The organism is Streptomyces sp. NPDC006197 (assembly GCF_040613865.1).
Classification (GTDB): Bacteria; Actinomycetota; Actinomycetes; order Streptomycetales; family Streptomycetaceae; genus Streptomyces.
Window position 1 is genome coordinate 1 of sequence record NZ_JBEXSZ010000066.1, and the last position, 24,421, is coordinate 24,421.

Genomic DNA, 24,421 nt, shown 5'->3' on the forward strand with positions numbered 1-24,421 from the left:
AACTCCCCCTTCTGAATTGACCCCGACTCAACTATGTTCGTACTTCGTCGGGGTGCCGGACCGGAGACCGCGCGTGAACCAGCCCGCCCCCACGGGAGGCCGCTCGTGAACCGCCCCAGCCCCACCGGAGGCCGCTCGTGAACCAGCCCGCCTCCACCGGAGGTCACGCGCGAACCGCCCCAAGCCCCACCGGAGGCCGCTCGTGAACCAGCCCGCCCCCACCGGAGACCGCGCATGAACCGCCCTGCCCCCACCGGAGGTCACGCGTGAACCACCACCTCCTCGTCCCGCTCGGGCTCGTCCTCCTCACCGGCTTCGTCGTGCCCTGGCTGGTGGCCCGGGCCCGCTGGGCCCAGCAGGTGCCCCGGCTCGCCCTCGGCGTCTGGGCCGCGTGCGGCGCCGGCTTCGCGGTCGCGTCCGCGCTGCTGCCCGCCCAGATGGTCCTGTCGAGCAGCAGCAGCCACCGGCTGGCCGACATGATGTTCACGCTCCGGCCGCCCACCCCCGACCAGCTCCTGCACCTCGACGGGCGCGAGCGGCTCGCCCTGTGCCTCTCGCTCCTCGTCCTCTCGGTGCCCACCGCCGCGTTCGTGCGCCGCCTCGCCGGGGCCCGGCGGATGCGGACGCGGCACGCGGGGGTGCTGCGGCTCGTCGGCCGGTACGACCCCGCGCTGCGGGCCACCGTCCTCGACGACGACCGGCCCGCCGTCTACTGCCTGCCGGGCCGCCCGCGCCGGGTCGTCGTCTCCTCCGGCGCGGTGCGCGCCCTGACGCCCGCCCAGCTCGCGGCGGCCCTCGCGCACGAGCGGGCGCACATCGCGGGCCGGCACCACCTCCTCGTCGCGGCGGCGGAGGCCTTCGCGGCCGTCTTCCCGCGCCTCCCGCTCGCGCGCCACGGCGGGCCCGCCGTACCCCTGCTGCTCGAAATGGCCGCGGACGACCGGGCGTTGCGCCGCTGTACGCGGGACGCGCTGGCGACGGCGCTGTACGCGCTGGCCTCGGGGCGGGCGCCGCGGTCCGCGTTCGCGGCGGGCGGCCCCTCGGCGGCGCTGCGGATGCGGCGCATCCTCACCCCGTACAGCGCGGGACACCCCGTGCTCCACGGGCTCCTGACGATCGCGGCGGCGGGGCTCGCGATGGCCCCCCTGGTCATCGCGTGCTGCTCGTTCCCCCGGTAATCCGTGAACGCCGTTATTTACTAAGCGAATTCGTAGATTTCGCATCGGTCACGGATCACGGAATGCACCGCTATCGTGGGTACGTTGGGGTTCGGACTCGGCACGTCGAAGGGTGCAAAACCAATGCAGCTCGCCGGCGTTCGTACGGCAGCGGCCGGCGACGCGACCACGATATCCAGACTGCTTGCCGACATCATCCGGAGCAGCTACGCCGGAATACTGGACGAAATCCCGATGCGACGGCTGATCTCGGCTCAATGCGCACTCCCCCGCATACGCGCGGAAATTGAAATTCCGGGAGGCGCCCCCGGCTGGCTCGGCTGGCTGGTCGCCACGGGCCCGGAGGGCGCGGTCGTCGGCGTCGCCGCGGGCGGCGTCCCGGTCCCCGGCGAGGGCGAGGTGTACGCGCTGGCGGTGGAGCCCGGCGCGCGCCGGGCCGGCGTCGGCACGGCCCTGCTCGCCGCCGCGACCGACCGGATGCGCGGCTACGGCGCCCGGGAGCAGCGCGTGGAGCTCCCGGCGGAGGCCGACCCGGCTCTCCCCTTCTACGCCCACCTCGGCTTCGCGGCGCTCTCCCCGAGACGGTGGAGCCGACCGCTCGTCTGAAGCCCACCGTGGCAGATCCACGCCATCGCGTGTTCACGCAGCCCGATCCGGTGGATCGGGGGTTCGCTCCCAGGTCAGGATGGGTTCAGCGGCGCGGGCCCGGCGGCACGGGTACCTCGCGTCCGGACGGCATGGACCGAGCGAGCCCCTGGAGGAGCGATGCACACACCGAGCGGCACTTCCCTGCCCGTCGTGCCCGCAGCGCTCGCTCCGGTCCTGCCGTCCCGATACGGCCTCGACCAGGAGCCCGCCCCCGGCGCCGGCATCCGGGTCACCGCCGACACCCTCCCCGGGCTCGAATCGGTCTCCCCGGCCGACGAGGGCTCCGTCTGGCTGCACGACGCCCTGCTCGGCCCGCACAGCGCGGACATCGTCCGCTATCTCGGCCTCGCCCGCTCCACCGGCGGACCCGTCCTCGACCTCGGCTCCGGCGCCGGGCGGCTCGCCGTCCCGTTCGCCCGGCACGGCTTCGCCGTGGAAGCCGTGGACCGGGACGCCTCGGCCCTGGAGCGCCTCGAAGGCTGGGCCCGCCGGATCGGCCCGCAGGCGGCCGGGCTCGTCGTCACCCACCGCGCGGACCTGACCGAGCTCCGTCTGGAAGGCAGCTACCGGCTGGCGCTGCTCGCGGGCGCCATGGTCGCGGCCGTCCCGCCGGCGGGCCGGCCGGAGCTGCTGCGCGAGGTCGCCGCCCATCTGGAGACGGGCGGGGCGCTCGCCCTCGACTACACCGCGCACCAGCTGCCGGGGCTGATCGCGGAGCCGCGGCGGACCTGGGCGTTCCAGGTGCCGCGCTTCGACGGCATCGACGAGTGGGTGGTGGCCCGGCAGGTCTTCGACCTGCCGTCGATGAGCGAGCGGATCACGTACTACGCCGCCAGGACCGGCAAGCTCTCCTCGGAGCGGGTCGTGCTGACCACGGACAAGTGGATCGTCGACCCCGAGCGGCTCGCGGCCGAGCTGCACTCGGCGGGGCTGCACATCGAGGGCCGGCGGCGCCACCGGATCGACGAGCGGACCGAGTCCGTCCTCCTCGTGTGCAGGGCGGACGACTGACGGGGGGGGCGGAGGGCCGTCCCGTACGGACACGGGCGGAGGGTCGGCCGGTACGGACACGGGCGAGGGCCGTCCCGTACGGACACGGGCGAGGGTCGGCCGGTGCGGACACGGGCGAGGGTCGGCCGAAGAGCACCTGCCGAGGTTGACGAGCAAGAGGTACGATGCCCACAAAAGTTTGGGCCGACCAGGTGGCGGGCGGAGAAGATGGCAGTCGTGGAAGAGCTGACGGGCCGCGAGGCGGTGATCCAGCGCCTGCGCGACGTCGGGCTGCGGGTCACGGGCCCGCGCCTGGAGGTGCTCACGGTGCTCGCCGCCGGCGGCCATCTGGACGTCGAGGCGATCACCACGACGGCCCGCGAGCGGCTCGGCACGCTGACCAGCCAGGCCGTGTACGAGATGCTGCGGCACTTCCAGGAGACCGGCCTGGTCGGCAAGTTCGACCGGCCCGGCCTGCCCGCGGTGTTCGAGATCTCCGGGCCGCCCCACCAGCACGCCCTGTGCACCGCGTGCGGCCGCGTGGAGAACGTCTCCGCGACCGCGCCGGAGCCGCCCCGCGGCGCCCTGCCGCAGTGGCGGGTGGACGACGCGGAGGTCGTCTTCAGGGGTCTGTGCCCCGACTGCCGGGCGGCCGGCCCCGGCGCCTGAGCCGCCGTCACCTCCCCGCGTGCCCGCCCTTCCGGCCCCGGTCAACTCCGTGCGTGTCGTTCGATTTTGTGGCAGGGTCTAGCGGGGCGATTCGACAGGGTCCGCCGGATCCGAGGGGAGTCTGCTGCGCCGTGTCCAGAAACGCCGCCGTGTCCCGGGCGGGGAGCGATCAGGCTCTCGCCGTCTACCAGGAGCTCCGCGCCCGCCCCGAGGCCGGCTTCGACGAGGTCGCCGACCGGCTGGAGCTCTCCGCCGACGAGCGGGAGCGATGTCGCGGCGAACTCGCCTCCTTAGGACTCACCGCCGCCCCCGAAGCCCCGGACCCGGGCCCCCGCCCCGTCGTCCTCGACCCGGACGTCGCCCTGCTGCGGCTGCTGCGCCGGGAGCGCGACCGGCTCCAGGACCGCCTCGCCGCGACCAGCCGCGCGCACACCGCCCTCGAAGCCCTCGCCGGGCCGTTCCTGCGGGCCGGGGCCGCGCCCCGCTCCGAGGTCGAGGTCGAGATCGTCACCGACCCGCAGCGGGTGCTGCGGGAGCTGGCGGACCTGACGGAGTCGGTGCGCACCGCCGTGCACGTCATGCACACCGGGTCCGTACGGCGTGAGGACATGGCCGCCGAGCTGGAGCGGGACCGCTCCCGGGCCGCCCGCGGGGTGCGGGTCCGCGCCATGTACAGCCGCCGGGTCGGCACCGTGCCCGAGATGACCCAGCACCTGGAGGACCGGGCGGCGCTCGGCGTGGAGCTGCGCCTCTCCCCCGTCGTCCCGATGAACATGGTCCTCGCCGACGAGAACTTCGCCCTGCTGCCGACGGACCCGCACGACCCGGACTCGCCCGTCATCCTCGCCCGCGGCCCGGGCCTGGTCCGCTCGTACCTCGCGCTGTACGAGTACTGCTGGCAGGCGGCCGCCCGGTACGGCGAGGAGCCCGGGAAGTCCGACGGCGACGGCCTGTCGGACCAGCAGCGGGCCGCGCTGCACATGCTCGCCTCGGGCATCAAGGACGAGCAGATCGCGCGCAGCCTCGGCGTCTCGCTGCGGACGGTGAGCCGGCTGCTGTCCGAGGTCATGCAGGAGCTGGGGGCGGCGAGCCGCTTCGAGGCCGGCGTCAAGGCGGCCCGGCTCGGGCTGCTCGACGGCGAGGGGCCGGAACCCGTGGGCTAGTGCGAGGAGTTCGGATGTCAGGGGGGACGCGCACGGCCCGCGGGGGTCGTGCGGGCCGCGGAAAACGCACGACGGGATCCCGCCGCGCCGCATGACGGGGTGGGGGCGGGGTCGACTCGGAGGATGAGGGGGTCACTTCGCCATGGTCACCGTGGGCGACGGCACGGGGGACGGCACGACCGACGTCCTGCTGGCCGTGTACCAGGAGCTGCGCCGCCGGGGCGTCTCGGACTTCGAGGAGGTCCGCAGGGAGCTCGGGCTCGCGCCGGAGGAGTACGGGCGATGTCGCCGCGAACTCCTCGCCCTGGGCCTCATCGTGCCCACGGGGCAGGTGCACGCCACCATCGACGCCGTGCAGGACGGCAGCTGGCGGTCCGAGACGGACACGGTGGCGGCGATCGATCCGGAGATCGCGCTGCTGCGGCTCCTGGAGCGGGAGCGGGAGCGGCTGCGGGAGCACCTGGCCGAGGCGGACGAGGCGTACAGCACGCTGGAGGTCCTGGCGGGCTCCTATCTGCGGGCCGAGGCGCTGACCCGGGCGGAGGCGCACGTCGAGGCCCTGACGGACTACCGCAGGATCCAGCAGGCCATCGAGGACATCACCGATGTGATGCAGGAGAGTTCGGCCTCGATGCACCCGGGGACGCCGGGCCGGCAGAACCCGGAGCTGATGCTCGACCGGGACCGGCGGCAGCTGGCCAACGGGGTGCGGGTGCGTGCCGTCTACGGCCGTCAGGAGGCGACGGACCCGCGGATGGAGGAGTTCCTCGGGCAGCGGGCCGAGCTGGGGGTGGAGATCCGGCTCGCGCCGGTGGTGCCGATGAACCTGATCATCGCCGACCAGCAGTTCGCCCTGGTGCCGATCCGTCCCGAGGAGCCGGGCGAGGGCGCGATCCTGGCGCGGGGCAGCGCGCTGGTGCGGCCGTACCTGAGCCTGTACGAGCACTGCTGGCACACGGCGACCCCGTACGGGAACGAGGCGTCGGCGGAGGCGGGCGGTGACGGTCTGTCGGAGCAGCAGCGGGCCGCGCTGCACATGCTGGCCTCGGGGATGAAGGACGAGCGGATCGCGCGCACGCTCGGGGTGTCGCTGCGGACGGTCAGCCGGATGATCTCGGAGCTGATGCAGGAGCTGGGGGCGACGAGCCGTTTCGAGGCGGGTGCGCGGGCGGTGCGGCTCGGCTGGCTGGACTGAATTCCTTTCGGGAACGGGCGGGGCCCCGCAATCGTGGCAGCGATTGCGGGGCCTCGCGGTGGGGGATCGTCCGGGGAATTTCCGGGTGAACGTCCCGGGTTGCCGGATCAGTTGGTGGGGCTGGGGGTCGGGTCCGTGGGGGCGACCGGCCAGCCGTTGTCCTCGGTGACACCGGCAACGGCCTGCGGGGTGACGGGGTCGCTGCCGGAGTCGAGGGCGAAGGCGGCGCCGCCGGCGACCGCCGTACACGCGACCATGGCGATCACGAGCCGGCGGAAGGTCTTGCGGATACCGGTGTTCTGCGCGACGGACATGATTCCTCCAGGACTTGGAATGTGAATTCGGACTTCCGGGGGCCCGTGCCGCCGGGCTTTCCCTGAAGACATCTCCATTCTGTCCCGGTCCCCGAATCGGATCCAGGGATTGTCCGTGCGTGGATCTGCCATGGCGTGGATGCGTCAATGCGCCATCGGGACAACGGAATTGAGGCATCCGGAGCCCGCCATACCTTTGGTCGAACCAAAAGAGATGCTAGACTTGTGCTACGGCCTTCTCGTTCCTCCAGGAGAGAGGGGCCGCCGGGGCAGGGGCGTGCCGCCGCCCCTGCTCCACCTCCCGCTCCAGCGCCCCCCGGTACACCTCGACGGTCCGCGCGGCCGACACCCGCCAGCTCATCCCGCGCGCGTGACGCACCGCCGCCGCCCCCATCGTCTCCACCACCTCCGGATGCGCCGCGAGCATGCGCAGCCGGCGCGCGTACTCCACCGGGTCGTGGCCCCGCACGAGGAGACCCGTCACCCCGTCCCACACCGCCGTCGGCAGCCCGCCCACCGCCGCCGCGAGCACCGGCGTCCCGCACGCCTGCGCCTCCACCGCCACCAGACCGAACGACTCGCTGCGCGACGGCACCACCAGCACGTCCGCCGCCCGGTACCAGTCCGCGAGCCGCTCCTGCCGTACGGGCGGGCAGGGCCGCAGCACGTCGGCGACCCCCAGCTCCTCCGCGAGCCGCCAGGCCGAGCCCCGCTCGGAGGCGCCCGAGTGCCCGCCCACCACCGGCACCAGGAGCCGGCGGCGCAGCCCCGGCGCCTCCCGCAGCAGCTCCGCCACCGCCCGGACGAGCACGTCCGGGCCCTTCAGGGGCTGGATGCGGCCCGCGTAGAGCGGCACGAACGCGTCGGCCGGCAGACCGAGCCGGGCCCGGGCCGCCGCCCGCCCTCCCCCGGAGCCCTCGGCCCCCGGGTGGAAGGTGCGCAGGTCCACCCCGGGCCGTACGACCTCGGTCCGCGCCTCCTCCGCCCCGTACAGCGAGCGCAGCGCCTCCGCCTCGTCGGCCGTGTTCGCGATCAGCCGGTCCGCGCTGCCCACCACCTGGTGCTCGCCCCGGACGCGGAGCTCCGGCTCGGGGGCGTCGCCCTCGGCGAGCGAGGCGTTCTTCACCCGGGCCAGGGTGTGGGCCGTGTGCACGAGCGGTATCCGCCAGCCCACCGCGGCGATCCGGCCCGCCTGTCCGGAGAGCCAGTAGTGCGAGTGGACCAGGTCGTAGCGCCGCTCCTCCTTGAGCAGGGCCAGCGAGAACGGCACCACCAGGCCGGGCATGGCCTCCTTGGGCAGCGCCCGGCGCGGCCCGGCGTGCAGGTGCCGGACCCGCACGCCCGGCGCGAGCTCGACGAGCGGGGGCGCGCCCTCGCCCCGGCAGCGGGTGAACAGGTCGACCTCCACGCCCTGTTCGGCGAGGGCGCGGGAGAGCTCGACCATGTAGACGTTCATGCCGCCGGCGTCCCCCGTCCCGGGCTGGTGGAGCGGGGAGGTGTGGACGCTGAGCATGGCGACGCGCAGGGACACGTGGGGCTCCTGTGAGAGGGAGGCGGGGGCCACGCGTCCCTGCGCGTCGCGCGCACGGTCACGCGGCAGGGGCATTTCCTACGGACGTACGTACACGTAAGTACTTAGTTGCTTAGTAGTACGGGTTCGTGGCGAGCGGCGTCAGAACCCGAAGACCGGCCCCGACGGCGGCGCGAGCCGGGTCCCCGGCAGCGGCGGCACCAGCGCGTGCCAGTCGACCGGCCGCCCCGGCTCCACCCGCAGCGCCGCCGCGAGCCGGTCGGCGCCCTCCGGCATCACCGGCCGCGACCAGGCCGCGAGCGCCGACGCCACCGCCAACTGGGCCGCGAGCGCCGGAAGGTGGCGGCAGGAGGTGCTGGGCCGGCACCGCTCATGGGCGTTGACGTGACCGAAGTCGGCCACCGAGCGGACCATCTCGTCCAGGACGGCGACCGCCCGGCGCGGGTCGAACGCGTCGGGGCCGTACGCCTCGCGCAGGTCGTCCACGCCCCGGTGCAGCCGGCGCTCCAGGATCTCCCAGCCGGTGCCGCCGGGCAGCGCCTGCGGGGCGAGGCCGCCGCACTCCTCCCGTACGGCCGAGAAGAGCCGGGACAGCCAGCTGTTCCAGTTCTCGTCCAGCTCGCGCCGGGCGGCGGCGAGCCGCTCCCGCCGGAAGACCGTGCGGCGGCCGAGCGGGCGGGCCTGCAGGACGTGCCGGCGCAGGGTGTCGGAGCCGTACTCGGTGAGCAGGTCGAGCGCCCAGACGTTGCCCTCCCGGACGCCCTCCTCGATGACGTACGACTCGTTGACGTTGAAGTCCTGCGGCAGCTTGACGTCCTGCGCGAGGAGCAGCACCGGCAGCAGCACGGCGTGGCAGAAGGCGTGCCCGAAGCCGCAGAAGTGGATCGCGCGGCGCGGCAGCGGGCCCGTCACGTCGTAGCCGAAGAGGTGCATCGCGGCCGCCTCGAAGCAGCCGTCGACGCGGTGCTCGGGGAAGCCCTCCACCGGCACCGGCAGCCCCCACTCGCCGGGGTGGCCGACCGCGATGTCCGGCAGCCCGTCCTCGACGAGCGACTCGCACAGCGCGGCGAGCCGCGGCGGCAGGCCCGCCGTCGCCCAGTAGTCGGCGAGCGTGTCCCGGAACGGCTCCAGGGGCACGTAGAGCCGGCGGCAGCGGCGGGCGACCGCCGGGGTGTCGCAGAGAGCGCAGCGCGCCCCGATCAGATCGCCGCCGTCGTTCGGCCGGGCGCACTCGTGGCACATCCCGCCGTCGCAGGCCGCGCCACAGTGCGGGCAGGTGCCGGTGGCGTGCGCCCCGTGCAGCCAGCGGCCGCACGGCTCGCAGTACGGGAGCAGCCGGGTCCGGGGAGCGATCACGCCCTGCGCGTACAGCTTCGCGAAGAGGTCCTGCACCCAGCGTCCGTACCCCTTGTCGCGGCGCGGGCGCACGATGTGGTCGAACTCCACGCCCGACCGCAGCCAGTCGGCGGCGATCGCGGCGCGGTAGCCCTCCGCGACCTCCTCGGGCTTGCGGTGGTGGCGCAGCGCGCGGACCTCCACGGAGCTGGCGTGGTCGGCGGTGCCGGTGGTGAACCGGACCGCCTCGCCCTCCGCGCGCAGGAAGCGGGTGAGGACGTCGGCGGCGACGTACGGCCCGGCGAGGTGGCCGATGTGGAGCTCGCCGTGGGTGGCGGGAGGGGTCGCGGTGATCCAGACGGGGGTGCTCATGGGACCTCCTTGACGGGGCGCCGTGGGGCGCAGGGCGGTCAGCGGGGCTCGAAGTGGAAGGAGCGGATGAAGCAGTCGCGGGGCTGCTCGACGGCGTAGACGATGCACTCGAAGAGGGCCTGCGTGGTGAGTTTCTCGTCGGGCGCCATTCCGTCCGGATTCGCTCCGTCCCATTCCGCGAAGCGCGGGTCCGAGGTCGAGAAGTCGGGCGGGAAGAGGGAGAAGACGCGGACCCCGGAGGGCCGCAGCCGGCGCGACAGGATGTCCGCGAAGCCCGCCTGGGCACTCTTCGCCGCCCAGAAGGCCTCGTGGGCGGCGGAGGCGGTCGCGGCGGAGGCTCCCTCGGCGTCGCGGACGGCGACCATGTTCACGATGTCGGGCCGCAGCGAGCCGCGGAGCAGCGGCAGGAAGTGCTTCACCATGAGGACCGTGCCGCCGGCCGTCGACTCGATCGTCTCCACGATCTCCGCGTCGCTCGCCGACTCCAGGTCCATGCCGTCGAGCCAGCGGGCGCCGTTGTTGACCAACAGGTCGATCCGGTCGGTCCGTTCGCCGACCCGGGCCGCGAACTCCCGTATCTCGGCGGGCCTGCTCAGGTCGCAGCCGAAGGCGTGGATGCGGTCGCGGGCCGAGCCCACGACCTCGGTGCGGGTCCGCTCGGCGGCCTCCACGGTCCGCGCCGACACGTAGACCTCGGCGCCGAGATGCGCGAATCCGACGGCGAGCGCGCGACCGAAATAGCGGGACGCTCCGGTCACGACGACACGCAGATTCTCGAATTTCATGTTCGTCTGCTCTCCCCACGGATACCGATGACCGGTCCGTTTCAGCGTGGCAGAGGAACGGGGGCGGAGACCTTGCGAGCGGGGTGCGCGTTCACGCCGTTGCGTGGACACGCCAGGGCAGTTCGAGGCTTTCGAGGACCTCGGCGCGCTTGTGGTGGACCCGGACGCGGTCCGGCGCGGCGGAGACGGTGACGGTGCCGGCCGGGGTGCGGACGGGCCCGTGCACGGCGGGCACGACGGTCCCGCCGATCGCCCCCGCGGCGGCGAGGGCGGCGGCACCGGTGAGGGCGAGCCGGGGGTGCCAGCCGCCGACGGTGAGCGCACGGACGGAGAGCCGCCCGTCGGCGCCCTCGGCGAAGGCGGCGATCTTGGGGAGCGCGGAGGTGGGCGGGTGCCCGAGGAGCCGGGCGGCCTCGGCCCGGAGCGCGAGGAGCCGCTCGTACGTCGCTTTCGGGGGCAGGTGCCGCTCGTCGACGAACACGTACGGATTGCCGTACCGCACGAGCGAGACGGGCACGCCGTCGAGGACGTCGACGGGACGGCCGGTGGGGAGGGTGCCGGGGGCGGTGGGGGCGCGGAGGAAGCTGAGCGTGTACGCGTCTCCCCGCGGTTCGCAGAGGACGGTGTCACCGGTGGTCACCGAGCGGACGGTGACGGGCTCGCGCCGCCCGTCGGCGACGACGCAGGCGAGGAGGGAGTGCCCGCAGCCGGCGCGGAAGTCGAAGGAGCCGTCGGGGAGGGCCTGGACGAAGCGGTAGGGGAGGGTGTGGGGGGTACGGCCGTAGAGGGCGATCTTGTTGATGCCGGCGTGGGGGGTCCCGGTGAGCCCCCGGAGCAGCCGCGCGAGCTCACCGCGCAGGGCGAGGGCGCCGGGGGGAAGCCGGTCGACCCGCAGGACGAGGGTGGGTCCGGGGGCGTCGTGGGCCCGTACGACGGTGGCGGTCGTGGTGGGCGGTCGTCCCGTCCTGCGGGTCGACCGCCTCCACGGGGGCGCGGAAGCCTGCGCGGCACGGGGCGCGGCGGGTTCGGGACGGGAAGGTCCCGGGGGGTCAGGCCGCACAGCCGGTGGGGATGCGCATGCCCTGGACGACCTCCGTCCAGAGTTCGTGGACGGCGAGGGACCAGAGCGTCAGGGCCGTCTGCGCGGTGGGCCGGTCCAGGTGCCGGGCCAGGAGTCTCGCCGCCCGGTCCGCGCGGATCTTCCCGCCGAGGACCAGCCGCGCCGGGGAGAGCATCTCGCGGACCAGGTCGAGGAGAGGGCCCCCGGGGGCCAGCATCGCCGCGACCGGGAGCGTGAAGGGCTGCTTCGGGCGGCGGAGGACCGACGGCGGCAGCAGCTCCGCGCCCGCCTCGTACAGCGCCCGCTTGCCCGTCCGCGCCGAAGTGGACAGCGAGCGCGCGTGGGTGACCACCGACGGCTGGAGGAACGGCAGCCGCGCCTCCACCGCCCACGCCATGGAGAGGTGGTCGAGGCGCCGCAGGTGGTACGCGGGGAGCCGCCACCGGGTCTCGAAGGCGGTCATCGCGGTGATCCGGTCCGCGCCGACGGCCTCGGCCGAGCGGAGTTCCCGGGCGATGCGGTCGGCGGCGGAGCCCCGGTCGGCGATGTAGGCGCGGTAGTGGGAGGTGTAGAGGTGCTCCCGTACGAGCCTCGGTGCCGCCGAGAGCGCGTCGGTGTAGGTGTCGGCCCATTCGGGGCCGGCGGCGAGGGCGGCGCGCATCCGGTCGTATCCGCCGAAGAGTTCGTCGGCGCCGTCGCCGGTGAGGGCGACGGTGAAGCCGTTCTCGCGGACGGCGCGGAAGAGGGCGTAGGTGGAGAGGGTGATGGGGTCGGCATTGGGCTGGCCGAGGTGGCGGACGGTCCGGGTGAGCAGGGAGCCGAGTTCGTCGGGGTCGACGGCGACCTCGTGGTGGACGGTCCGGGCGCGGCGGGCGACGGCGCGGGCGTGGGCGGCTTCGGAGTCGGGCCACCGGCCCCGGTAGGTGAGGTGGAAGGTGTGCGGCGGCGGCGCGTCGGTCTCGCGGGCGTGTTCGGCGGCGAGGGCGGTGACGAGTCCGGAGTCGAGGCCGCCGCTGGTGACGGCGCAGACGGGCACGTCGGCGCGGGCGAGCCGGCGCACCTCGTGGCGCAGGACGTCCTGGGTGTCGCCGAGGGGCGTCGCGCGGTGCGGGACCCTCCGCCGCACCACGGGCGGGGCGCCGGGGCGCACGAGGGCGGTGGCGCCGGGCGGGAGGACGTCGATGCCGTCGAGCGCGGTGTGGGTGGAGAAGGAGGTGCGGGTGGCGAGGACGGTGTCGAGGGCGTCGTCGCGGGGGGTGATCCGTACGCCTTCGAAGGCGAGGAGGGCGGGGATCTCGGAGGCGAAGCGGGTGGAGCCGTCGTGGGGGTCGTGATGCAGGTGGAGCGGTTTCATGCCCATGTCGTCGACGGCGAGGACGAGTCGGGTGCTGCCGGGCCGCAGGTCGAGGAGCGCGACGGCGAACATGCCGTCGAGGTGTTCGGCGAAGGCGGGGCCGTACTCGGCGTAGAGCGCGGGGAGGACGGTGCCGTCGCAGCGGTCGGGGAAGCGGTGGCCGCGGGCGGCGAGGGTGCGGCGGAGTTCGGCGTGGTTGTAGATCTCGCCGTTGAGCACGGCGAGGATGCCGGGCAGGTGGGGCAGTCGGTAGGGCTGCTGTCCGCCGCGGGGGTCGGTGACGGCGAGCCGGTCGCAGCCGAGCGACCAGCCGGGCCCGCCGAGCAGCTGGTGCTCGTCGGGGCCGCCGTGGCGCTGGCGGGCGGAGACCGCCGCGAGCTGGGCCGGTTCGGGGCGGTCCGCCCCGGCGGCGAAGGAGCCGAGAATCCTGCACATGCCGGTCGCCTCCGAATCGACTTACTGACTGCACCCAATGATTTGAACCTACCAACTTTTTGAATGGCGCGTAAGTGCCATGTCCTGTTCACGCCACGACATGGCCTTGCGACGCCCCTTCCGCCCCAACAGGCTGGCCCCATGGAGGACTTCAACCGGACCACCCCCGAGTCCCTGCTCGTCGTCGCCGCGCACCCGGACGACATCGAGTTCTGCGTCAGCGGCACCGTCATGCAGTGGGTCGAGCGCGGCACCCGCGTCACGTACTGCATCGTCACGGACGGCGGCGCGGGCGGTTACGACGAAGCGCTCCCCCGCCAGGTCATGGCGGACCTGCGCCGCGCCGAGCAGGTCCACTCGGCCAAGCTCAGCGGCGTCACCGACGTCCGCTTCCTCGGCTACCCCGACAGCTTCGTGGAGCCTTCCGTGGAGCTCCGCCGCGACCTGTGCCGGGTCATCCGCGACGTACGGCCGCAGCGCGCCATCGTCCCGTCCCCCGAGATCAACTGGGCCCGCGTCGCCGACCTCCACCCCGACCACCGGGCGGTCGGGGACGCCTGCCTGCGCGCCGTCTACCCCGAGGCCCGCAACCCCTTCGCCCACCCGGAACTCCTCAGGGAGGAGGGCCTGGAGCCGTGGACCGTCCACGAGCTGTGGCTGATGACGGGCCCCACCCCGAACCAGTACGTCGACGTCACCTCCGTCTTCGACCGCAAGGTCGAGGCCCTGCGCATCCACACCTCGCAGACGGCCCACTTCGACGACCTGGCGGGCCTCCTGCGCGACTGGCTCGGCGAGCACGCGACGGCCGGCGGCCTGCCCCCGGGCCGGATGGCCGAGGCCTTCCAGATCGTCCACATCGACTGACCGCCCAGGGCCGGACCCGACGGGAATGGTCAGACAGGCCCTGGGGGCCTGTCCGCCGGGCGTCGCTCTTGTGGCCGCGCGGGGCGAGTGGGACCGTGAGCGGCACACGTGGGGCGCGTGCCACCAACACGCGCGTGACGAGGGGGAGTTCACACCATGACCGACGCGTCGGAGCTGTACCGCGTCCTGATCGACCAGTACCTCGTACGGCCGGAGGCGGAGCAGGGGCCGTACTACTCGATGGCGGAGGGACTCGATCCCTACGTCAGCTCGGTCGAGGAGGCCGTGGGGGACGCGCACCAGCACATGACGCGCCTCCTGTCGTCCGGCCGCGGCGAGGCGATGGACGCGCTCGGGGAGCACTGGGACACGGTGCGGAACCAGCACCTCGCCACCCTCTCCACCGCGGGGACGAACACGGCCCTCGTGGCGCAGGCGGTCGCCGGAAGCATCGCCGTGGCCAAGGCCGAAGTGGTCGAGGTCGCGGCCGAGTGCGCCAGGACCACCGTGGCCGCGCTCGCCGCCGGTGTGCTCACCTTCGGCGCGTCCGGCGGCGTCGTCACTCAGGCCATCGGAAACGCCCAGACCTCGGCGCGGGCGATCGTCGCCACCTGCCACCGGCAGATCACGGGCAAGCTGAGCCTGCTGGTGCGGGATCCCGCCGTCGCCGGCCTCCCCGGCGTCGCCGCCGCCCTCGCCGGGACCGCCTCCGGAGGCGTGGCCGCGGGGGTCGCCGGGGCGGGCGCCGGAGGCGACGGCGCCCTTCCCGCCGGCACCGACCCGGGCAAGGGCATCGAGGTCGACCACGCCGAGCACGTACGGGCGGCCAAGAACCTCCGGGAGGTCGCCATCGAGGTCTACGGAACGCCCACCGGCGCCCTGAAGCAGGCCGTCACCCACAACGCCGACGGCGCCGCCTCGGGCGAGCTCGGCGCGGCGGTCTCCGAAACGTTCACCACCGTCCTGGACGACCTCGCCGCGGCCACGGCCGCCTTCGGCGACTACCTGAGCGGCACCCTCCCCGACGCGGTCCTCCGGATCTCCGGCGACCAGCAGACCACGGACGACGGCAACAGGAGGAAGTTCGGGACGCTGTGATGCCCTCCAGGGGATCGGCTCCTCACCCCTGGGGGTGGTACGCCGCCGTCCAGTAGGCGCAGTCCGGCCCGCCGCGGCCCGCCCGTCCGCCGCCGTCGCAGAAAGCTGTGGCCCCGCAGCTTCCGACGGACGGAGTGGTCTCGCATGCCCCTGCATTCCCCCTGGCGCCGGGCCCGGCGCGCCGGCGCGGTCGGCGTCGCGGCCCTGGCGCTCGTCCTGGGCCTGCCCGCCGCGGCGACGGCCGCGCCCGGTGATCTGGACCCCACCTTCGACGGCGACGGCAGGGTCGTCACGGACCTGGGCGGCTACGCGGGCGCCGACGGCATGGTCGTACTGCCCGACGGCAAGATCGTCACGATGGGCGACGGCTACACCCCCGACACCTCCGGCGACTTCACGCTGACGCGGTACAACCCGAACGGCACGCTGGACACGACCTTCGGCGGCGACGGCATCGTCACCACCGACTTCGGTGCCAACGAAGAGGGCCGGGGCGTGGCCCTTCAGCCCGACGGCAAGATCGTGGCGGTCGGCGCGTCCACCGACATCGCCGCCAACAGCTACTTCGCGGCCGCCCGCTACAACCCCGACGGCAGCCTGGACCCCACCTTCGGCGAGGGCGGCCGGGTGACCACGGACGTCGACTTCTACCAGATCGAGATCGCCGAGGCGGTGGCCGTCCAGCCCGACGGCAGGATCGTCGCCGGCGGATCGAGCGGCGGCGTGTGGTCGCTGGTGCGCTGGACCGCCTCCGGCGTCCCCGACCCGACCTTCGACGGCGACGGCATCGTCACCGGAACCTTCGGTCCCAGCTGCTGTGCCTGGGTCCGGGATCTGGTGCTGCAGCCCGACAACAAGATCCTCGCCGCCGGGGTGGGGAACGGCGTCACCCTGGCCCGCTACAACCCCGACGGCAGCCTGGACGCGACCTTCGACGGCGACGGCCGGGTGACCACCGGCACCGGATCGGCGGAGGGCGTGGCGCTGCAGTCCGACGGCAGGATCGTCACCGCCGGCAAGAGCGGGAACACCTTCCTGGTGCGGCGGTTCACCGCCGCCGGTGCTCCGGACCCGAGCTTCGACGGCGACGGCGTCGTCACCACCGCCTTCGGGCCGGAGGACGGCGGCGCGGCGGACGTGGCGCTGCAGCCCGACGGCAGGATCGTCGCGGCCGGCACGTACGGCGGCGACTTCGCGCTGACGCGGTACAACACGGGCGGCGGCCTGGACCCGGACTTCGGCGGCGACGGCCGGGTGACCACCGACTTCGGCGGCCCCGAGGACCAGGCCGCGCAGGTGGCGGTGCAGCCCGACGGCAAGATCGTCACGGCGGGGCTCGCCGGTGAGGACGTCAGCTCCACCGAGGACCGGGCCCTGGCCCGCTACCTGGGCGGTGGCGGCGTCGAGCCCCCGGCGGGCGTGGACCTTTCGGTGACGAAGAACGGCCCCGCCACGGTCAGCATCGGCGACACCGCCACGTACACCGTGGGCGTGGCGAACAACAGCACCACGACCGCGGCGACGAGCGTCCAGCTCACCGACACCCTGACGGGGACGGCCACCATCCTGTCGGCGACCACGAACCGGGGCACCTGCACCGTCACCACCGGCCGGGTCACCTGCGCGATCGGCACGCTCAACCCGGTCGGCAGCACCTCCGGCCCCTCCACCGCCACGGTGACGATCGTCGCCGAGCCCTCGCGCACGGGCACGCTCACCGACACCGCGACGGTCACCGCCGCCCAGACCGACCCCGCGACGGGCAACAACACGGCGACCCGCACCACCACGGTGAACAACAACCGCGGCTGCACGATCATCGGCACCAGCGGCAACGACACGATCAACGGCAGCTACAACACCGACGTGATCTGCGCCCTCAGCGGCAACGACACGATCAACGCGAGCTTCGGCAACGACACCGTCCACGCCGGGCCGGGCAGCGACCGGGCCGACGGCAGCTACGGCAACGACACGCTCATCGGCGGGCCGGGCAGCGACACGCTCATCGGCAACTACGGCTCCGACAGCCTCAACACCGTCGACGGCGTCGCCGGCAACGACACGGCGAACGGCGGCTACAACACCGACACCTGCACGACGGACTCGGGCGACATCCGCATCAGCTGCCCGTGACCGGTCGACACGAGGGACGGGGCCCGGAGTCGACGACTCCGGGCCCCTTTCCCCTGAGGGGTTCAGCAGGCGCCGAGGTCCTGCCAGACGCCCCACTCGCCGGTGGTGCCGGGCTCCTCGCCCGTCGTCCACCACTTGGCCTTCCAGGTGTGGCCCTTGTGCGAGACCTGCTGGCCTCCGGTGTACACGCTGGACGAGGCCCACGGGGCCGCCGTGCACCGGGTGGCGCCCCCGGTGACGGTCAGGGAGAGGACCGCCGCGTGCCCGGCCGAGGGGCCCGCTCCGTTGACGACGATCTGGTACGTGCCGGAGACCGTGGCCGCCGTGGTGTTCACGGTGAGGGTCGAGGAGCCCCCGGCCGTCACCGAGGCGGGGCTGAGCGTGGCGGTGACGCCTGCGGGCAGGCCGCCGACCGTGAGGTTCACCGTCTGCGCCGCACCGGAGGTGACCGCGGTCCTCACCGTGGCGGAGGTGGACGCGCCCGCGGTGACGGTGGCGGCGGACGGGGTCGTCGTCACCGAGAAGTCGTCGGCCGGGGCGGTCGTCCCGCTGGTGAAGGGGGCGAAGACGTGCGAGAAGTCCCAGGTGTTCTGCTGGATGCCGGAGCAGTTGTCGGCGGCGGCGCCGCCGGCACAGCTGCCGTTGTCGCGCTGGAGCGCCCAGAAGGACAGGGTGTTGATGCCCTTGGAGACCGCCCAGTCGTAGACCGTGCGGGCGTTGGCGAGGGTGAAGGTCTCGGCGGGGCCGAAGTCGTCGACGCCGATCATCTCGGTGATGCCGACCATGCCCCAGAGCTGGGCGGACGTCTTCGCGGGGTAGAGCCTGGCGAGCTGGTCGTACAGGCCCTGGGCGGCGGTCTTGGTGTCCGCGGCCATGTCGTGGGCGGCGTTGTCGTAGTAGTCGAAGGTCATCATGTTGACGACGTCGACCTTCGCGCCGTTGGCCACGGCGTTCCTGAGCACCGCGAGCCCGCTCTCGGCGAGGCCGTGGGTGGTCGTCGGCAGGGTGTACGAGATCTGGACCTGGCGGCCGTTGGCGGCGGCCCGGTCCTGGACGAGCTTGATGGCCTTGTTGCGGCGGTCGATGCCGGCGGCGTTGTCGAGGGAGTCGACCTCGATGTCCATGTCGAGCCGGGTGACGTCGTAGGTCGTGATGACCTTCTCGTACACGGCGGCGATCTGGTTGACGTCGGTGCAGCTGTCGGCGATCTCGGTGCCGGTGGTGTCGGCCGTGTAGCCGCCGAAGGAGGGGATGACGTCGCCGCCGCGGGACCGCATGGTCGCGATGTCGGCGCCGAAGGAGGACTGGGCGACCGGCAGGCCGGTGTCGCCGTTCCAGTACGCGGTGCAGGAGCCCTTCGCGGCGGTCTGGAGGAACGCCATCGTCAGGTGCTTGGCGCCCGACTGCGCGCTGAGGGCGGCCGGGCTCTCCCCGGTCCAGGACTCGAAGTACGGGGCGAAGACCCGGGCGGGGAGCGGGGTCGCGGCCTGGGCGGGGGCGGTGGCGACGGCCCCGAGGCCGAGGGCGGCCACGGCGGTCGCGGCGGCGGTGAGGGCCGAGCGGAGCGAACGTACGCGTCGTCTCATGGCAATCCAATGACGGTGGGGGGGTACGGGGTGCGCCAACGCCGTTGTCGGGCACGGCTGTTGGGATACGAAGTAACCCCCGCCAACATGGTCACGTCAATGGCCTGGACCAAACTTGGACTAGACCAATTCGGCGATACGTCGAGTGGTCCGCCCGGCGAGTACGGGCGGACGCTGGAACGACGCGCGTGGCGGGCCGGATTGGTCCGGCGAGCCACGCACAGGCTCCTTCCGCCCTTCCCCAGGGGGTGTCTTGCCGATCAGGCCGGGCTCGCGACGCCTGATCGGCAAGACGCCCCCTAGCGCCCCGACCTGCTCCAGAACCCCCCGCCGCCTCCCGGGCGGGGCTCCATGGACCAGGCCCCGTCCGCCTCGACGACGAGGAGGCGCGGCCCCCGGGGGAGGTCGCCCTTCCCCCGGCCCCGGTCGCGCCGGCTGAACCGGTACTCCCAGTGGCCGCCCTTCCGGTGGGCCGCGACGCCGAAGTACCCCTTCTTGTCCTCGTCGCCCTCGAACCGGAACCTGACACCGGTCTCGTCGCCGGTGTACGCCAGGACGTCCGGCCCGTACCCCTCCACCGGCCCGTCGAACGCCCGCAGCGTCGACACCGGCCGGAGCCTGATCATCCACCGGCCGCGCGTGTCCACCCTCAGCCGCAACGGCGACTGACCGTCGTGGTGCAGGACGCCCACCCCGCGCAGATCGTCCATGCCGCTCCGCACGACCTGCCGCCACCGGCGCTTGCGGACGGTCAGCGTGACGACGTCCAGGTACCCGGCGCCCTTCTTCACCACGTCGACGGCGATGAAGCCACGGGGAAGGGTGAGGCCGGTCTCGACGTCCTCCTTGCCGTCGCCCTGGTACTCGAAGTACGGGAACTCCGGGCCGAATTCGCGGGGGAGGTCGTTGAGCCGCCCCAGGGAGGCGGGTTGCGGCGCGCCGGAGTACGGGACGGGGGCGCCGGACTTCTCGACGGCGAGGGGCGCGGGGGCGGCCTGCGGGGGCACGGCGGCGGGTGCGGGCACGGCGGCGGGGATCTCCGGTGCGGGCGCGCCCTCGTCCCCCGGCTCGTCCTCCTCCTCCGACGCCGAGAAGCCGAAGTCCGTCGCGAGGGCCGGCAGCCCCGAGTCGTACCCCTGCCCCACCGCCCGGAACTTCCACCCCCCGTTCCTGCGGTAGAACTCGCCCAGCAGGATCGCGGTCTCCGTCGTCGCGTCCTCGACCGCGTACAGCGCCAACTGCGCCCCGGTGGCCGCGCTCACCGCCCGTACGTACAGGCCCTCGACCTCGCCGAACGTCCCGCCGTCGCAGGACGCCGCCACCACGACCCGCTCCACGGAGGCCTCGATCCGACCGGGGTCGATCTCCAGCCAGTCGGCGACGATCCCGCCCTCGCCCTGGGTCTCCCCCAGGAGCCGTATGCCGCTCCCGGCGTGCTCGGGCTGGTTGTAGAAGACCAGGTCGCCCCGGTCCCTGACCTTGCCGTCCGCGTCGACGAGCAGCGCGGCCGCGTCGACCTTCGGCGCCTCCGCCCCGCCGGACCGGCGGACCACGGCGACCCGCATCGGCTCGCCGCTGAGCGGAAGGTTTCCCCCCTTGATGATCTGCGTCATGCCCGCATCCTGACAGCCCCGTGATGCGGAGTTCAGCCGGGTGGACGGTTGCGGTGTTCGACCGCGTTTCGGCCAGACCGCCACCTTTGCGTCACTTTCCGTGACCATGGTCAGGGCGATCGTTACCCAGGGTGGCCCGGAACCTCACGTTCGGGCGACTGTCCAGAGGAAGGCCCTGCCGATGAAGATTCCCGTCTCGACCTACGTCACCGTCATCCCGGAGAACCGCTGGGTGCGGTGGCTGCCCAACGCCCTGCCCGCCGCCGGGTACCTGACGATGAAGAACTCCCATGAGGAGGACATCGACGTCACCAAGATCAAGAGCCCGGACTACGAGAACATCACCATCTACGAGACCGTCGCGGATTCCGAGTCCTCGAAGATGGTCAAGCTGGACAAGATCACCATTCCGGCCAAGGGCGAGTTCGCACTCGAACCCGGCAAGTACCACCTGATGCTGGAGAAGCCGACCCACCTGATCACCCCCGGCAACGACGCGCGAGTGATCTTCTTCCTGTCCACCGGCAAGGTCGTCAAGGCACGCATCCCCGTCCGCACCTCCCCCGAGCTCTACTGACCCCCCACGCCCAGGAGCACTGCCATGACCGTCTACCACCTCGACCTCGGCGACTCCCAGACCGAGGAGCTCGAAGAGGTCACCCACCTGACCCTCGCCGGCGAGGACCACGACATCGACGCCTTCGTCGCCTCCGACCAGGGCTCCGACGAGCCGCGCCGCGGCGGGCTGCTCATCGTCCGCAAGGACGAGCGCAACGAGGCCGCCGGCCGCTGGGTCCAGGCCGTCGAGGACCTGTCCACCGAGCAGGACGTCATCATCATCGCCGGAGACCCCGCCTCCCCCGAGGCCCGGCGCATCCACCTCACCAAAGCGTGGGCCGCCGACAGCTTCCACGACGACGAGGACGACGACCCCGAGGCCCTCACCCTCGCCTTCGCCGACATCACCATCAAGTAACCCGGCCGCTTCGCCCGTTCGGGCCCTCACCTCCGACGGGTGCGGGCCCGAACCCGTACGAGACCAAGGGACCGCCAGGCCGCCAGCCGGCCGTAGGCACCGAACTCGCCCCATCCGTACGCCCCTCCGCTCGACGCCGCCGCGAAGAGCACCCGCCACGCCTCGGCCGGCGTCCGCACGACGCCCGACAGACCGGAGTCCTGCTCGACCCCGGCCAGACACTCCAGCCCCAGCGTCAGGAGCGCGCCCGGGATCGCCCCGGCGTCCAGGGGCTCCGCGAGGTCGAAGACGCGCGCCTCGACCCGCCCGTTGGACTCCTCCGTCCAGGTCGCCACCGCCGCGCCCATCGCCGCGGCCCGGGCCCGCGAGGTCGTCTCGACAGCCGCCGTCGCACCGGCGTCGCCGATCACCGCCGGGACGCGATGCTCCGACGGCCCGTACGGCATCGCCCAACCGCTGCTCCCGGTGCCGTGGTGGGGCAGCGCCGCCTCGGACTCGATGTCCGACGCCGTCAGCGGCAGCCACCACAGCGGGTGGCCGCGCCGCTCCGGCGAGACCGCCCACGCGGCGATCCCCGGCGCCTGCGCGACCGGCACGCCCCTGAGGACCAGTTCGTGGGCCAGGCAGCTCCGGAACTCGTCGGAGACGTCGCCGGTGAACGCCGGGGCCAGGTCCCCCGCCGCCTGGCCGGTGGCCAGCAGCGAGGCCGGATAGCGCACATCCTTCGGGCCGGTGCCGTACGCCGAGGCGACGAGTCGCAGCGCCTGGGCGGCGTTCTCGGGGCCGGGGGTGGTGGCCAGCAGCGGCCGACCCGCACAAGAAGCGCGACACCGTCGAGCGGACCGTCAACCGCCTGAAACAGTCCCGGGCGGTGGCCACCCGCTACGACAGGCGCCGTTACGTCCACCTCGGCACCGCGACCGCCGCAGCCCCCACCATCTGGCTCCGCACGTGATCGCCCCCTAGGGGCGGGGAGCGTCTGCCGCGTACAGGTTCGCGTTCTTGACGGACTCGGCCTGCATGCCGTCGCCACAGGTGACGTACAGGGTCCCGTCGAACCAGGCAGCTGAGATCGGGTTCTGGGGAAAGATGCCGAGACTGCTCCGCCTTCCGGTGCCCGGGTCGACCTGGACCACGTCGTTGGTGCCGCTCGTCCGGGAGAAGAGCCAGGGCTGCTCGTCGCGTTCCTCCGGCGGGCTGCCTATGAAGACAAGGTCGTCCGTCTCCCACAGAACTGCTCCCGTCAGGATGTTCGCGGCAATCAGACCCGTGTCAGGGGTTCGCTTTGACAGCAGGACGGTCGTGCCGGCTGTGGCGAGGTGCCAGGTGGTGTCGGGCAGGTTCCACAGCCGTCGGCCGTCCGTGAGCGACCAGGCCGCCGCGCCTGATGCCGAACTGTCGGAGAAAGCAATTCCGTGCTCGGCGAGAATCCGTCCGCTCGCCTTCAGAGGCGGGAGGGCACTGCCGTCAGCGGCGTTGACGACACGCAGTCCCTCGTCGTCCTGGAAATAGATCTTGCCGTTCGCCGCACCGGCGAAGTCCACGGGGATATTGGTACCCGGCTCCCCTGACTTGTCCGTCCAACGAGGTGTGCCGCTGGCCGGATCGAAGGCTGTCCACCATTCCTTCCAGTCCTGGGCGAAGACCAGTCCGCCATGATGCTCCAGGCCGTAAACCGTGCCCAGGTTGCTGGTCATCCGGCGGGACCAGATCTCCGTTCCCGTCCGGGGATCCAGCCTGTACACCCAGGCTCCGAAGGCGGTGAACAGGGCGCCGTCGGCGAAGACCGCGTACCCGCCGGAGGTCACCTCGTCCTTGTCCGGCTCTCGTCGGTGGGTCCACCGGACCTTGCCGGTCCGGGCGTCGAGACACTGCGCCGTGTCGTAGGAGCGGCGGACGAGAAGGGAGTCCGTGGAGAAGGAGAGCGATCCCGGGACGAATTCCGTGTTCTCGGGCAGCTGCCACAACGCCTTCCCGGTGTGTGCGTCCCTGGCCTGGAACACAACTCCCTCCGACGACGGCGCCGTGGTCAGCAGCACGGATCCGACCTGGCCGAACGAGTGGAATTCTCCGGGCACCTTCCACTTCGTCTTGAGGGGGCCCAGTCCCGTCCCGCGTTCGGGGCGGTCCAGCACCTTGGGCACGACCACCGCGGTCGTCCCGCCGGTCACGACCACCCCGATGCCGATCAGGAGGGTGCGGCGGCTGACGGGCCGCCCGGTGGAAGGCTCGGGCACAGGGCGAGGGCGGGCGCGGCCGGTGGTCGCCGCGTTGCCCAGAAGCTCGGCGATCGCGCCGAGACGGGCCGCGGTCTCGGCCGCTGACGCGGGGCGGTGGTCGGGGGACTTGGCCAGGAGGTCGGCGACCAGGGTGTCGATCTCCACAGGAAGCCCGGGGCACGTACGGGACGGCGGTTCAGGGGCCTCGGTCACGTGCGCGACGACTTGGGACAGGGCGTCCCGGTCTGAGAACGGTGGCTGTCCGGTGAGGAGGTGGTGTAACAGACAGCCCAAGGAGTAGAGGTCGGACGCAGGTCCGACCTGGGTGCCTCGCGCCTGCTCCGGCGACATCCACGGCGCGCTTCCCAGGACGCCCCCGACCTGGCTCAACTGGTCGAGACCCAGGGCCGGGTGGAACCAGGCGATGCCGAAGTCGAGGACCTTGACCGTCCCGTCGGGCGTCAGGATGACGTTCGCGGGCTTGACGTCACGGTGGACGATCCCACGCTCGTGCGCCGCCTCCAGCGCGGCACACACCTGGCGGGCCCAGTCGACCGCCCGAGCCGGTGCCGGCGGGCCATCGGCAGCCAGGACACGGTCCAACGTGCGGCCGGGTGCCAGTTCCATCACGATGAACAGCGTCTCGCCGTCCCGCCCGAAGTCGTGGACCGTGACAACGTGCGGGCTGTTGGACAGACCGGCCGCAGCACGCGCCTCGCGCTCCAACCGGACGGCCGCTTCCGACGTCACACCGGGCCCTGAGACCGTCTTGACGGCGACCTCACGGTGCAGCACGAGATCCTGCGCGCGCCACACCACGCCCATCCCGCCTGCCCCCAGCCGGTTCCCCAGCAGATAGCGCCCGGACAGTACACGCCCTGACACAGGTGCCCCCTC

General features: G+C 73.1%; 21 protein-coding genes and 1 pseudogene. 12 read left to right on the forward strand and 10 right to left on the reverse strand.

Translation table 11 applies throughout. The features are described from left to right. Window positions 1-266 precede the first annotated feature (266 nt). The 6 genes from ABZ318_RS21100 (at window position 267) to ABZ318_RS21125 (ending at window position 5,843) form a co-directional block, all read left to right on the forward strand. Window positions 267-1,178, forward strand: coding sequence for a M56 family metallopeptidase (locus ABZ318_RS21100; RefSeq protein WP_356904002.1), 912 nt, complete (start codon window positions 267-269; stop codon window positions 1,176-1,178). Between the two features lie 234 nt (window positions 1,179-1,412). Continuing rightward, on the forward strand, window positions 1,413-1,784 hold the full coding sequence (locus tag ABZ318_RS21105) for a GNAT family N-acetyltransferase (RefSeq protein WP_356904003.1): 372 nt from the start codon (window positions 1,413-1,415) through the stop codon (window positions 1,782-1,784). A 159-nt stretch (window positions 1,785-1,943) separates the two neighbouring features. Further along, window positions 1,944-2,837, forward strand: a complete 894-nt coding sequence (locus tag ABZ318_RS21110; RefSeq protein WP_356904004.1) for a class I SAM-dependent methyltransferase — start codon at window positions 1,944-1,946, stop codon at window positions 2,835-2,837. Window positions 2,838-3,044: 207 nt separating this feature from the next. Continuing rightward, entirely contained in the window at window positions 3,045-3,485 is a 441-nt protein-coding gene (locus tag ABZ318_RS21115; RefSeq protein WP_356904005.1) for a transcriptional repressor, read from the forward strand. A gap of 131 nt (window positions 3,486-3,616) precedes the next feature. Then, window positions 3,617-4,648 carry a helix-turn-helix domain-containing protein gene (locus tag ABZ318_RS21120; RefSeq protein ID WP_356904006.1) on the forward strand — a complete coding sequence of 344 codons (1,032 nt, stop codon included), beginning with the start codon at window positions 3,617-3,619 and terminating at the stop codon, window positions 4,646-4,648. A gap of 142 nt (window positions 4,649-4,790) precedes the next feature. Then, window positions 4,791-5,843, forward strand: coding sequence for a helix-turn-helix transcriptional regulator (locus tag ABZ318_RS21125; RefSeq protein WP_356904007.1), 1,053 nt, complete (start codon window positions 4,791-4,793; stop codon window positions 5,841-5,843). A gap of 107 nt (window positions 5,844-5,950) precedes the next feature. Here ABZ318_RS21125 and ABZ318_RS21130 read toward each other — a convergent pair whose 3' ends face one another. The 6 genes from ABZ318_RS21130 to asnB form a co-directional block, all read right to left on the reverse strand. Further along, window positions 5,951-6,157 (reverse strand): hypothetical protein, encoded by a 207-nt coding sequence (locus ABZ318_RS21130; RefSeq protein WP_356904008.1) that lies wholly within the window; start codon window positions 6,155-6,157, stop codon window positions 5,951-5,953. 217 nt (window positions 6,158-6,374) lie between these two features. Next, window positions 6,375-7,670, reverse strand: a complete 1,296-nt coding sequence (gene mshA / locus ABZ318_RS21135; RefSeq protein ID WP_356904048.1) for a D-inositol-3-phosphate glycosyltransferase — start codon at window positions 7,668-7,670, stop codon at window positions 6,375-6,377. A gap of 159 nt (window positions 7,671-7,829) precedes the next feature. Next, on the reverse strand, window positions 7,830-9,395 hold the full coding sequence (locus ABZ318_RS21140) for a class I tRNA ligase family protein (RefSeq protein ID WP_356904009.1): 1,566 nt from the start codon (window positions 9,393-9,395) through the stop codon (window positions 7,830-7,832). Window positions 9,396-9,433: 38 nt separating this feature from the next. Next, window positions 9,434-10,180: an SDR family oxidoreductase gene (locus tag ABZ318_RS21145; RefSeq protein WP_356904010.1), complete on the reverse strand. Its 747-nt coding sequence runs from the start codon at window positions 10,178-10,180 to the stop codon at window positions 9,434-9,436. Between the two features lie 91 nt (window positions 10,181-10,271). After that, on the reverse strand, window positions 10,272-11,240 hold the full coding sequence (locus tag ABZ318_RS21150) for a hypothetical protein (RefSeq protein WP_356904011.1): 969 nt from the start codon (window positions 11,238-11,240) through the stop codon (window positions 10,272-10,274). Next, complete coding sequence (asnB, locus tag ABZ318_RS21155) at window positions 11,230-13,029, reverse strand: asparagine synthase (glutamine-hydrolyzing) (protein WP_356904012.1); 1,800 nt, start codon at window positions 13,027-13,029, stop codon at window positions 11,230-11,232. The genes ABZ318_RS21150 and asnB overlap by 11 nt, the downstream gene beginning before the upstream one ends. A 141-nt stretch (window positions 13,030-13,170) precedes the next feature. Here asnB and ABZ318_RS21160 point away from each other — a divergent pair, with 141 nt between their 5' ends. From ABZ318_RS21160 to ABZ318_RS21170, 3 genes are all read left to right on the forward strand, one after another. Next, window positions 13,171-13,896: a PIG-L deacetylase family protein gene (locus ABZ318_RS21160; protein WP_356904013.1), complete on the forward strand. Its 726-nt coding sequence runs from the start codon at window positions 13,171-13,173 to the stop codon at window positions 13,894-13,896. Window positions 13,897-14,052: 156 nt separating this feature from the next. Next, window positions 14,053-14,994 (forward strand): hypothetical protein, encoded by a 942-nt coding sequence (locus ABZ318_RS21165; protein ID WP_356904014.1) that lies wholly within the window; start codon window positions 14,053-14,055, stop codon window positions 14,992-14,994. Between the two features lie 144 nt (window positions 14,995-15,138). Continuing rightward, window positions 15,139-17,130 carry a calcium-binding protein gene (locus tag ABZ318_RS21170; RefSeq protein ID WP_356904015.1) on the forward strand — a complete coding sequence of 664 codons (1,992 nt, stop codon included), beginning with the start codon at window positions 15,139-15,141 and terminating at the stop codon, window positions 17,128-17,130. Window positions 17,131-17,192: 62 nt separating this feature from the next. Here the strand turns inward: ABZ318_RS21170 and ABZ318_RS21175 are convergent, their stop codons facing one another. Together ABZ318_RS21175 and ABZ318_RS21180 are read right to left on the reverse strand one after the other, a co-directional pair. Continuing rightward, the gene (locus tag ABZ318_RS21175) at window positions 17,193-18,716 is read right to left on the reverse strand and encodes a glycosyl hydrolase family 18 protein (protein WP_356904016.1); all 1,524 of its coding nucleotides are present in this window, start codon (window positions 18,714-18,716) and stop codon (window positions 17,193-17,195) included. 299 nt (window positions 18,717-19,015) lie between these two features. Continuing rightward, window positions 19,016-20,329 (reverse strand): TerD family protein, encoded by a 1,314-nt coding sequence (locus ABZ318_RS21180; RefSeq protein WP_356904017.1) that lies wholly within the window; start codon window positions 20,327-20,329, stop codon window positions 19,016-19,018. A 181-nt stretch (window positions 20,330-20,510) separates the two neighbouring features. Between ABZ318_RS21180 and ABZ318_RS21185 the strand changes: the two genes are divergently transcribed. Beyond that, a complete protein-coding gene (locus tag ABZ318_RS21185) occupies window positions 20,511-20,906 on the forward strand; it encodes a copper chaperone PCu(A)C (protein WP_356904018.1) in 396 nt (131 codons plus the stop codon). A 24-nt stretch (window positions 20,907-20,930) separates the two neighbouring features. Next, a complete protein-coding gene (locus tag ABZ318_RS21190; protein WP_356904019.1) occupies window positions 20,931-21,305 on the forward strand; it encodes a hypothetical protein in 375 nt (124 codons plus the stop codon). 26 nt (window positions 21,306-21,331) lie between these two features. Here the strand turns inward: ABZ318_RS21190 and ABZ318_RS21195 are convergent, their stop codons facing one another. Next, window positions 21,332-22,108 carry a DUF6183 family protein gene (locus ABZ318_RS21195; protein ID WP_356904050.1) on the reverse strand — a complete coding sequence of 259 codons (777 nt, stop codon included), beginning with the start codon at window positions 22,106-22,108 and terminating at the stop codon, window positions 21,332-21,334. On the opposite strand from ABZ318_RS21195, the pseudogene ABZ318_RS21200 reads away from it, so the two are divergent. Then, window positions 22,075-22,260, forward strand: a pseudogene (locus ABZ318_RS21200) (IS5/IS1182 family transposase); the annotation flags it as partial. The gene ABZ318_RS21195 and the pseudogene ABZ318_RS21200 overlap by 34 nt on opposite strands. A gap of 7 nt (window positions 22,261-22,267) precedes the next feature. Here ABZ318_RS21200 and ABZ318_RS21205 read toward each other — a convergent pair. Next, window positions 22,268-24,409, reverse strand: a complete 2,142-nt coding sequence (locus ABZ318_RS21205; RefSeq protein WP_356904020.1) for a protein kinase — start codon at window positions 24,407-24,409, stop codon at window positions 22,268-22,270. Window positions 24,410-24,421: the final 12 nt, after the last annotated feature.

Excerpts from the sequence above, each read along its gene's own strand:
- ABZ318_RS21105 (WP_356904003.1), top strand. The coding sequence starts at position 1,413 with ATGCGACGGCTGATCTCGGCTCAATGCGCACTCCCCCGCATACGCGCG.
- ABZ318_RS21110 (WP_356904004.1), top strand. The coding sequence starts at position 1,944 with ATGCACACACCGAGCGGCACTTCCCTGCCCGTCGTGCCCGCAGCGCTC.
- ABZ318_RS21115 (WP_356904005.1), top strand. The coding sequence starts at position 3,045 with ATGGCAGTCGTGGAAGAGCTGACGGGCCGCGAGGCGGTGATCCAGCGC.
- ABZ318_RS21125 (WP_356904007.1), top strand. The coding sequence starts at position 4,791 with ATGGTCACCGTGGGCGACGGCACGGGGGACGGCACGACCGACGTCCTG.
- ABZ318_RS21130 (WP_356904008.1), bottom strand. The coding sequence starts at position 6,157 with ATGTCCGTCGCGCAGAACACCGGTATCCGCAAGACCTTCCGCCGGCTC.
- mshA (WP_356904048.1), bottom strand. The coding sequence starts at position 7,670 with ATGCTCAGCGTCCACACCTCCCCGCTCCACCAGCCCGGGACGGGGGAC.
- ABZ318_RS21140 (WP_356904009.1), bottom strand. The coding sequence starts at position 9,395 with ATGAGCACCCCCGTCTGGATCACCGCGACCCCTCCCGCCACCCACGGC.
- ABZ318_RS21145 (WP_356904010.1), bottom strand. The coding sequence starts at position 10,180 with ATGAAATTCGAGAATCTGCGTGTCGTCGTGACCGGAGCGTCCCGCTAT.
- asnB (WP_356904012.1), bottom strand. The coding sequence starts at position 13,029 with ATGTGCAGGATTCTCGGCTCCTTCGCCGCCGGGGCGGACCGCCCCGAA.
- ABZ318_RS21160 (WP_356904013.1), top strand. The coding sequence starts at position 13,171 with ATGGAGGACTTCAACCGGACCACCCCCGAGTCCCTGCTCGTCGTCGCC.
- ABZ318_RS21165 (WP_356904014.1), top strand. The coding sequence starts at position 14,053 with ATGACCGACGCGTCGGAGCTGTACCGCGTCCTGATCGACCAGTACCTC.
- ABZ318_RS21170 (WP_356904015.1), top strand. The coding sequence starts at position 15,139 with ATGCCCCTGCATTCCCCCTGGCGCCGGGCCCGGCGCGCCGGCGCGGTC.
- ABZ318_RS21175 (WP_356904016.1), bottom strand. The coding sequence starts at position 18,716 with ATGAGACGACGCGTACGTTCGCTCCGCTCGGCCCTCACCGCCGCCGCG.
- ABZ318_RS21180 (WP_356904017.1), bottom strand. The coding sequence starts at position 20,329 with ATGACGCAGATCATCAAGGGGGGAAACCTTCCGCTCAGCGGCGAGCCG.
- ABZ318_RS21185 (WP_356904018.1), top strand. The coding sequence starts at position 20,511 with ATGAAGATTCCCGTCTCGACCTACGTCACCGTCATCCCGGAGAACCGC.
- ABZ318_RS21190 (WP_356904019.1), top strand. The coding sequence starts at position 20,931 with ATGACCGTCTACCACCTCGACCTCGGCGACTCCCAGACCGAGGAGCTC.